Source organism: Dyella sp. (genome assembly GCF_051954575.1).
In the GTDB taxonomy this organism is placed as follows: domain Bacteria; phylum Pseudomonadota; class Gammaproteobacteria; order Xanthomonadales; family Rhodanobacteraceae; genus Dyella_B.
The window spans coordinates 1-8,498 of sequence record NZ_JBQCHP010000092.1; the positions used below are offsets into that span (position 1 = coordinate 1).

6 protein-coding genes are annotated in these 8,498 nt (G+C 64.0%); 3 read left to right on the forward strand and 3 right to left on the reverse strand.

What is annotated here, in order from left to right:
* Positions 1 to 76 precede the first annotated feature (76 nt).
* Positions 77 to 1,720, forward strand: coding sequence for an alpha/beta hydrolase (locus ACTHNE_RS13165; protein WP_440269464.1), 1,644 nt, complete (start codon positions 77 to 79; stop codon positions 1,718 to 1,720).
* Positions 1,721 to 1,891: 171 nt separating this feature from the next.
* Positions 1,892 to 2,350 (forward strand): sunset domain-containing protein, encoded by a 459-nt coding sequence (locus ACTHNE_RS13170; protein ID WP_324944005.1) that lies wholly within the window; start codon positions 1,892 to 1,894, stop codon positions 2,348 to 2,350.
* Between the two features lie 125 nt (positions 2,351 to 2,475).
* Here the strand turns inward: ACTHNE_RS13170 and ACTHNE_RS13175 are convergent, their stop codons facing one another.
* From ACTHNE_RS13175 to ACTHNE_RS13185, 3 genes are all read right to left on the reverse strand, one after another.
* Positions 2,476 to 2,904 (reverse strand): VOC family protein, encoded by a 429-nt coding sequence (locus tag ACTHNE_RS13175; protein WP_324944003.1) that lies wholly within the window; start codon positions 2,902 to 2,904, stop codon positions 2,476 to 2,478.
* 79 nt (positions 2,905 to 2,983) lie between these two features.
* Positions 2,984 to 3,796, reverse strand: coding sequence for a DUF6597 domain-containing transcriptional factor (locus ACTHNE_RS13180; RefSeq protein ID WP_440269465.1), 813 nt, complete (start codon positions 3,794 to 3,796; stop codon positions 2,984 to 2,986).
* A gap of 295 nt (positions 3,797 to 4,091) precedes the next feature.
* Positions 4,092 to 6,590: a DUF3772 domain-containing protein gene (locus ACTHNE_RS13185; protein ID WP_440269466.1), complete on the reverse strand. Its 2,499-nt coding sequence runs from the start codon at positions 6,588 to 6,590 to the stop codon at positions 4,092 to 4,094.
* Positions 6,591 to 6,744: 154 nt separating this feature from the next.
* On the opposite strand from ACTHNE_RS13185, the gene ACTHNE_RS13190 reads away from it, so the two are divergent.
* Positions 6,745 to 8,498: ABC transporter ATP-binding protein (locus tag ACTHNE_RS13190; protein WP_440269467.1), on the forward strand; the 1,754-nt coding region annotated here is incomplete at its 3' end.

Sequence of the window (8,498 nt, forward strand, 5' to 3'; positions counted from 1 at the left end):
GGAATGACGGTGAGGTAAGACCGCAGGCATCAGCGGTTTGCAGGGGATAAATGCATCAGCCATGCCCGGAGGAATCATGCGTTCACGTCACTATGTTTTCGGCGCGTTATTGAGCGTCAGCCTGCTCACCGCCTGCACCCAGCAAACACCACACACCACTGCATCTACCGCTTCCACCCACCGCTTCTTCCACATCCAGCTGGCCGGCAGCGAAACGCAACCGGTATCCGGGCGCTTGCTGCTGTTCGCCGAAGAAACCAATGCCGCTAAAGCCGATACAAAGGACGGCAAGGTGACGGAAATCGACGCCAATCCATTCCATCCCACGCAGACGGCGATCGCCGCGCAGGAAATCGATCGGCTCGTACCGGGCCAGACGATCGATGTAGACGCGGACATGCGTGCGTTTCCCGATGCATGGTCCAAGCTTCCGGCCGGTGACTATCTGGTGCAGGCCGTGCTGGACGTGCATCACGATTACAACTATCTGGGGCGCGATGCAGGCGACGTCGTGAGCCAGGTCGTGCCGGTGCATTGGCCCGCCGCCGATGTGCCGACGATCAAGCTGGAAGAAACCGTGGCCGCGAAAGATCCGTGGGCCTTGCCGGATTCGGCCCCCGCCAATCTTCGCGACGCGGCAAAAGCATTGCGCGAACAGGCGCAACCGATCGACTTCGTCAGCCCCGCGCTCACGCAGTTCTGGGGACGCGACATCCACATGTACGGCTACGTGGTGCTGCCGCCGGGCTACGACGCATCGTCCTCGCAGCGTTATCCCACCGTGTACTTCACGCATGGCTTCACCGGCAACAAGGATCGCCTGGCGCGCCCGATGGCCTACGTGCAGGCGGGCATGGCCAGCGGACAGATGCCGCCGATGATCTGGGTGTTCCTGGACGAGTCCAGCGCCACCGGCACGCACGAGTTCGCCGATTCGGTGAACAACGGTCCTTGGGGACAGGCGCTGACCACCGAACTGATTCCATACCTGGAATCGAAATACCACATGGACGGCGATGCCAATGGCCGGTTCCTCAACGGCCATTCTTCCGGTGGATGGGCCACGCTGTGGTTGCAGACGCGTTATCCGAAAGTGTTCGGCGGCACCTGGTCGACGTCGCCCGATCCGAGCGATTTCCACGATTTCACTGGTCCGGATTTGTATGCCGACCATGCGAACGTCTATCGCAAGCCGGACGGCACGCCGTGGCCGCTGGTGCGTGACAAGGGCAAGGTGATGGGCACCTTCGAGCAGTTCGCAAAAATGGAACGCGTGCTTGGACCCTACGGCGGGCAGCTCGCCTCGTTCGAATGGGTGTTCTCGCCGCGCGGCAAGGATGGCCGGCCCGAGCCGATGTTCGATCGCGATACCGGCGACGTGAATCCGCAGGTGGTGGCGTATTGGGGCGAGCACTACGACATCGCCCGTCGCCTGCAGGCGAACTGGCCGGCGCTCAAGCCGGACCTCGACGGCAAGATCCATCTCTACGTCGGCACCGCCGATACGTTCTATCTGGATGGTGCGGCGCATAGGTTGAAGGCCGTGCTGGATGGCCTGGGCGCGCATGCCGAGTTCCGTTTCATCCCGGATCGCACGCACTTCGATCTGTACAAGGTGGGCGACGATCGCTTCGGCCTGTTCAAGGACATCAGCTGGGCGATGTATGCCGTGGCGCGCCCGCAGGACAAGGTGAAACCGAAGGTAAACCAGGCCCGGTGATGCTACCGGGCTGTCATGTTGGCTGACTTGTTTTCAGGCATAGTTGCCGCCGCAGGCGCTGCAGGTAACGGGCGCTTGGGGATGTCGTTTCAAAGCGATTCGACACGTCAGGGGAACGCCGCGCCACACGCGCGGCGTGCTTCCTTAGGGCAAGCAACGCTGGAGGGAAACATGAAATCGTTCGGATTGATCGCAGTACTGGCCGCCGCCTTGATGGCTTCGGGCGCGTACGCCCAGCAGGCTCCCGCCGCCGCGGGCAGCATGACGGTGCAATGCAAAGACGGTACGTCTCAGACGGTAACCACCACCAAGGGCGCTTGCCACGGGCACAAGGGCATCGACAAGTCGGCCAGCAACAGCAAGGCGCCGGCCGCCGAACCGGCTGCCACGCCCGCCGCTGCACCGGCCGCAGCCAGCAAGCCGGCAGCGACCACCAAGGCCGAACCCGCCGCCACGCCGGCGGCAGGCGGTGGTGCGGGCCAGGTATGGGTGAACACCGGTTCCAAGACCAAGACCTATCACTGCGAAGGCAGCAAGTGGTACGGCAAGACCAAGGCAGGCAAGTACATGAGCGTGGCCGATGCGCAGGCAGCCGGCTATCACGCGGCGAAGAACGAGAAGTGCCAGTAATACGGGTACCTGCATACTCGCCATGATCTGCTCCCTCCCCTACGTGCAGTAGGGGAGGGTTGGGGTGGGGTGAAGCAACCTCGCCGCATGCAAATGACGCCGCAAGCGACGCGCAAGAGAAAGCGTTACTCCGCCTGCCATGGATCGTAGCTACCGACCGACCACAGATGCCCCTGCGGATCGCGGCATGCATAACCTGCACCGCCATAATCCTTTTCCGCATAGTCCTCGACGATTTGCGCACCCGCCGCTTTCGCGCGCTCGTAATGCGCCTTGCAGTCGCTGACGACCAGGTACGCACATTGCGTTTCGCGGCCATCGATTTCATCCGGCTGCACGATGCGGTCACTGAAACTGCCGGGATTGATGTCGCCCAGCATCAGCATGCCGCCCTCGTGCACCAGCTGCGCGTGCATCACGCGGCCGTGTTCGTTCTCGTAGACGGCATGTTTTTCGAATCCGAACGCCTTGCACAGCCAGTCGATGGCGGCGTGGGCGTCGCGGTAACGCAGGCAGGGAATGATGGTGCTGCCGTGGATGGATTTGTCGTGCATGGCCGTAATGTCCAGTTGGAAGGCGGATGCAGGCTAATCCGCTACCCGGCACGCGTCTTGTAGATTTTTTCGGGTGGGCTCAAAGCGGCACGTGATTGGGATAAGGCCCGCGCGCGGCGGCAAATTCGGAAGGCGTGATACCCGCAAAACGGCGGAATTCGTGGCTCATATGCGCCTGGTCGCAATAGCCGCCATCGGCGGCAATGCGCGCCCAGTCGAGTTCCCGTGCAGGGTGCGCCATGTCCACCACGGCGCGAAAACGCATCAGCCGCGCGTACTGTTTGGCGGTCATGCCGACGTGGCGGCGAAACAGCAGCCCGAAGCGGTGCACGGAATAGCCGCTGGCGCGCTGAAGCTGGCCGATGCACGGTACGTCCGGTGCGCGCGACAACGCCGCCACCGCGTGCAGGATCGTCGCATCCCAGGTCGGTTCATCGCATAGCGAGCGCAGCCATTGCTCCAGCAACGCCACCCGTTGCGCAGCCTCCGTCGTTTCCAGCAAACGCTGGCGCAATCGGCGCGCATCGATGCCGAACAGGTCTTCCAGGTTGACGTCGCATCTGCCCAGCTCCTCCGCACTCAAGCCGATCAGCGCATGCACGCCGCCGGGGCGGAAGTTGACACCCATCACGCGCACCTGTTCGGCGGTATCGATGATCCAGCTCTGCCGATACGGCCCGCCGATCACGCTGCCCGAGGCGCGCAGGCAGTGGCGTGTTTCGCTGTCCTGGTAGACGCGTGTTTCGTCCTCGAGCAGGTTGATGATCAGCCCGGCGCCCGGGCCGGGCAGGATGCGTTCGTAGCGGAACGCGCCGGCGGGCATGTCCCAGTCCCAGATCGCCTCGATCACGGCGGCGAGCGGTGCGGCAGGGATGATGCGCAGAAGGCCCATGGCGTGGTTTCTTCAGTGCGTGGACCACGGCATGGTACGCGCTTTACATGCGTTTGGTGAGCGGCTCATGCGTAGTGGGGATGCAAACCCTGAGGTATCCCCACGTTTTTTAGGCAGCGGCCCCAACAAGATCAAAGACTAATCAGCAATCCGGATCTTTCCGGCCGTCATTCCCGCTTTCGCGGGAGCGACGGCATCTGGGCAGGTGTGCACGTAAAGGAAAAACGCGGGGTATTAGGGTGAAAACCCCAACGTCCGGATACATGCATGGCGACGTTGGGGTTTGCACCCCAACCTACATCGGCGCCGCGGGGCTGTCTTCGCCCAATGGGCCGAGATTGCGCACGATCATGCTCTGCGGCGTCGACAGCGGCAATTGCGATTTGGCCAGCCGCGACAGGATGTCGAACAGCAGCGCGCTTTTCACCGCCGACGCCTCACGCGGGCTGCGTACATAGGCAACACCGGTAAAGGTCATGGCCGAGGTGGTGATGTCATCCAGCGTCACCACCGGCGCGGGTGTATCCAGGGTCGCTTCGTTCGCGTTCAAGGCTTCCAGCATGATCTCGCGCACTTTCGAAGCGTCGGTATCCAGCGGCATCGGCAGGCTCAGCTTGACGCGGCCGAGCGCATTGCCGTGCGTGACGTTGCGCAGGTTCTGCGTGATGAATTGCGAGTTCGGCACGATCATGGTGGAGCGGTCGCTCAGCTGGATTTCGGTGGCGCGCACGTTGATGCGGCGGATGTCGCCTTCCACGCCGGGCATGCTTACCCAGTCGCCCACTTTCACCGGCCGCTCGGCGAGCAGGATCAGGCCGGAGATGAAGTTCGACACGATCGCCTGCAGGCCGAAGCCGATGCCCACCGACAACGCGCTGGCGATCCAGGTGAGGCTTTCCAGGCTGACGTCGGCGGTGCGCAGCGCCAGCGCGAACACGATCACCACCGCGATGTAGTTGAGCAGGGTCACCAGCGAGTTCTGCATGCCCGCGTCCATGGTGGTCTTGGGCAGGAACTGCTCGGCCAGCCACTTGCGCACGATGCGCACCGCGACCATGCCCAGCGCGAACACCAGCACTGCATTGAAGATCGCGCCCGGTTTGATGGTGAGCCGGCCCACTTGCAGTGCGCTGAACACGTTGCCGATGTGCGAGAAGATGTCCTGCGGTCCGCCGCCGAACGGCACCAGCAGCGTGCCCACCGCCACCAGCAGCAACAAAATCTGCGCTGCCGCCGAGAACACTGTCGAGGCTTGCTCCAATGTCGCCGGCTGCACGTTGAAGGTGGATTGCAGACGCTGGCCGCTGCGTCCGCGCGGCGCCAGCAGCACGTCGAACAGATCGCGCTGCAGGTGCGACAGCAGATACAGCGAGGCCACGATCATGCCGATCCACAGCGTCTGCCAGGAAAGGAAAAAGCCGAGCGCGACATAGCCGGTCAGCACGGCCAGCCATGCCACGATCACGCCCAGTGCGGCGAAGCCGAATAGCGCGCCCACCCAGATCGCGTGCTGCGGCGGCTTCTCGCCTTCCTGCCGTTGCGTGGTGCGCGCGCGCTTGGCGCGCAGCAGTGCGGCGCCGACCAGGCCGGTGATGAGCAAGGCGAGAAACGCGCGCGTGCACACGGTGGCGGGCAGGCTGGCGCCGGCAAAGGTGTTGAGCCGTTCGAGAAAGCCCAACAGCAGGAACGCGCCGCCCAGCAGCCATGGAAACCAGCGCAGGCTGCGCGCGGTGAACTTGGTCAGTGCCGGCAGGCGCCACGAGGGATGGCGCACCGAAAGCAGCGCACGCCCCAGCCCGGCGGTGAAAGCGGCGAAGAACACAGTGCGCACGATCGCCTGCGCGAAGCTCTCCACGTCTTCGTCCAGCGTGTCGTTCCAGTTGAAGCCCAGGTACACCAGCCAGGCGGCCAGGCCGATCGACAGGGTAACGCTCAGCGTGAAAGTCACCGCTATCGCGCTGCGCCGCAGGTGCCCATCGGGCATGTAGCGGCTGGCGAGCGCAAGCGCGATGCGTTCGCACAGCGCGCGGCCGGGCACGATCAACAGCACCGCGCCGATCAGGCACAGCAGCAGCGGCCAGCGATTGTCGGGCTCCCATGCGATGCCGGCTTCTTCGAACAGCAACGCTTTCACGTGCTGCACGCGGGCGAGGTCGTCGGGGAAGGATTTTTTCAGGTTGCGCCAGAAGCCGATGCCCAACGGCGAATCCGTGCGCGAACCCAGTTGCGCCTGGAACTGCGCATTGTGCGCGGCGACGATCTGCGAAGCGAGCTTGATCGCATCCTGGCTCAGCAATTGCGCTTGCTTGATCTGGCTGTCGAGCTTGGCCTTGTCATGATCGAGCTGCCGACGCTGCTGGCTTACCGCGGGCGTCTCCTGTGGCGCACCGGTCGCCGGGGGCGGGCCGAGCACGGTCAGGCGCGTCTGCAGGCTTTCCAGTTCCGGTGTCAGCGTCTGCACCAGTTGGTCGGCCTGCTGCTGCACCTCGCCGGCCTGGCTGCGCAGATCGGTCAGCGAGGCGTTGGACGACTTGCTGTTGAAGGTGGTCTTCAGATCGTCCAGTTGCTTGCTCAGGCGGGTCAGCGTCTGCGCCGGATCGGGCGCGCTGGTGGCGCTGGCGGGCGCGTCGATGCTGCCGGGCGTGTTCTGCGCAAGGGCGGCGGGCGCACCGCCGAGCAGCGAACCGAGCAGCAGCGAAGCAATAAGGAACGTACGGGCGAGGGTAGGCATGCCGGGCATGATCCGAAGGGCGCCGCCGATGGTCAATTGTTCCTTCACGGCGAGCTTCTTCATGCATGGTTAGCATTCAGGCGATGAGACGCGGCATCCTCGTTCCGCCGCATGCTCGTTCCGCCGCATGTCATGCCCTTCGGGACGGTGGCTGCGCCGCCCAACCCTGTATAGTGCCCCTCCCGTCGTTCCTGATGGCCCAAATGGACCCCGCGCCATGATCTTCCGTTGGTTCGAATCCCTGATCGACGCCTTCAAGGACCCGGTCGACACGATGCCGCCCAAGTCGGTCGGGCGCTTCTACGTGTTCTACCTGCGCCAGGTGTGGCCGGTGTTCGCGGTGGCGATCGTGGTGGGCTTTGCGGTGGCGCTGGTGGAGGTGTCGCTGTTCGGCTTCATCGGCCGCATCGTGGATATGGCCAAGGGTGTGCCGGGCAAGGATTTCTTCACCGTGCACGGGCGCGAACTCTTGTGGATGGGGTTCGTCGCGCTGGTGCTGCGGCCGGTGTTCATCGGCCTGCACGACCTGCTGATCAACCAGGCGGTGGTGCCCAGCCTCACCAATCGCATCCGCTGGCAGAACCATCGCTACGTGATCCGCCAGAGCCTGGGTTTCTTCCAGAACGACTACGCCGGACGCATCGCCAACCGCATCATGCAGACGGGTGCATCGCTGCGCGAGTCGGCCGCACAGATCGTTGATGCGATCTGGTACGTGGCGATCTATACCGGCAGCGCCATCGTGATGTTCGCCAAGGCGGACCTGTGGCTGGCCGCGCCGCTGGTGGCGTGGCTGTTTTTCTACGTGGGCACGCTGTACTTCTTCATCCCGCGCACGCGCCAGCGTTCCTGGCTGGCCTCCGAAGCGCGCTCGAAACTGATGGGCCGCATCGTGGACGGCTACAGCAATGTGCTTACGCTCAAGCTGTTCGCGCACACGCAGCGCGAAGAGAAATACGTGGCCGATGCGATGCGCGAACAGACCGACAAGCTGCGCGCCATGACCCGCCAGACCACCGCGATGGATACCACCATCACCACGCTCAACGGTTTCCTGATCGTCGGCACCTCGGCGTTGGCGTTATGGCTGTGGAGCGAGGGCAGGGTGACGGTGGGCGCGATCGCGCTTTCCACCGGCCTGGTGATCCGTATCAACAACATGTCCGGCTGGATCATGTGGGTGGTCAACGGCATCTTCGAGAACGTCGGCACCGTGCAGGACGGCATCACCACCATTTCGCAGCCGCGCGCCGTGCAGGACCGCGAGGGCGCGATGCCGCTGGAAGTGGTGGCCGGCGAAGTGCGCTTCGAGGACGTGCATTTCCACTACGGCAAGCAGGGCGGGGTGATTGCCGGTTTGAACCTGGTGGTGCGCCCCGGCGAAAAGATCGGCCTGGTCGGCCCTTCCGGCGCGGGCAAGTCCACGCTGGTGAACGTGATGCTGCGCCTGTACGACCTCGAAGGCGGGCGCATCCTGATCGACGGCACGGATATCTCGCACGTGACGCAGGAAAGCCTGCGCTCACAGATCGGCATGGTGACGCAGGACACCTCGCTGCTGCACCGCTCCGTGCGCGACAACCTGCTGTATGGCCGCCCCGACGCTTCCGAAGCGCAACTGGCCGAGGCGATCCGCAAGGCGCGTGCCGACGAATTCATTCCCACCCTGGTCGATGGCGAAGGCCGCACCGGCCTGGACGCGCACGTGGGCGAACGCGGCGTGAAATTGTCCGGCGGTCAGCGCCAGCGCATCGCCATCGCGCGCGTGTTGTTGAAGGACGCACCGATTCTCGTGCTCGACGAAGCCACCTCCGCGCTCGATTCGGAAGTGGAAGCCGCGATCCAGGAAAGCCTGGAAGTGCTGATGGAAGGCAAGACGGTGATCGCCATCGCGCACCGCCTTTCCACCATCGCGCGCATGGATCGGCTGGTGGTGCTGGACAAGGGCAAGGTGGTGGAAACCGGCACGCA

Bases quoted from the DNA above. Each gene is read 5' to 3' on its own strand.
- ACTHNE_RS13165 (WP_440269464.1), top strand. From the start codon at position 77: ATGCGTTCACGTCACTATGTTTTCGGCGCGTTATTGAGCGTCAGCCTG.
- ACTHNE_RS13170 (WP_324944005.1), top strand. From the start codon at position 1,892: ATGAAATCGTTCGGATTGATCGCAGTACTGGCCGCCGCCTTGATGGCT.
- ACTHNE_RS13175 (WP_324944003.1), bottom strand. From the start codon at position 2,904: ATGCACGACAAATCCATCCACGGCAGCACCATCATTCCCTGCCTGCGT.
- ACTHNE_RS13180 (WP_440269465.1), bottom strand. From the start codon at position 3,796: ATGGGCCTTCTGCGCATCATCCCTGCCGCACCGCTCGCCGCCGTGATC.
- ACTHNE_RS13185 (WP_440269466.1), bottom strand. From the start codon at position 6,590: ATGAAGAAGCTCGCCGTGAAGGAACAATTGACCATCGGCGGCGCCCTT.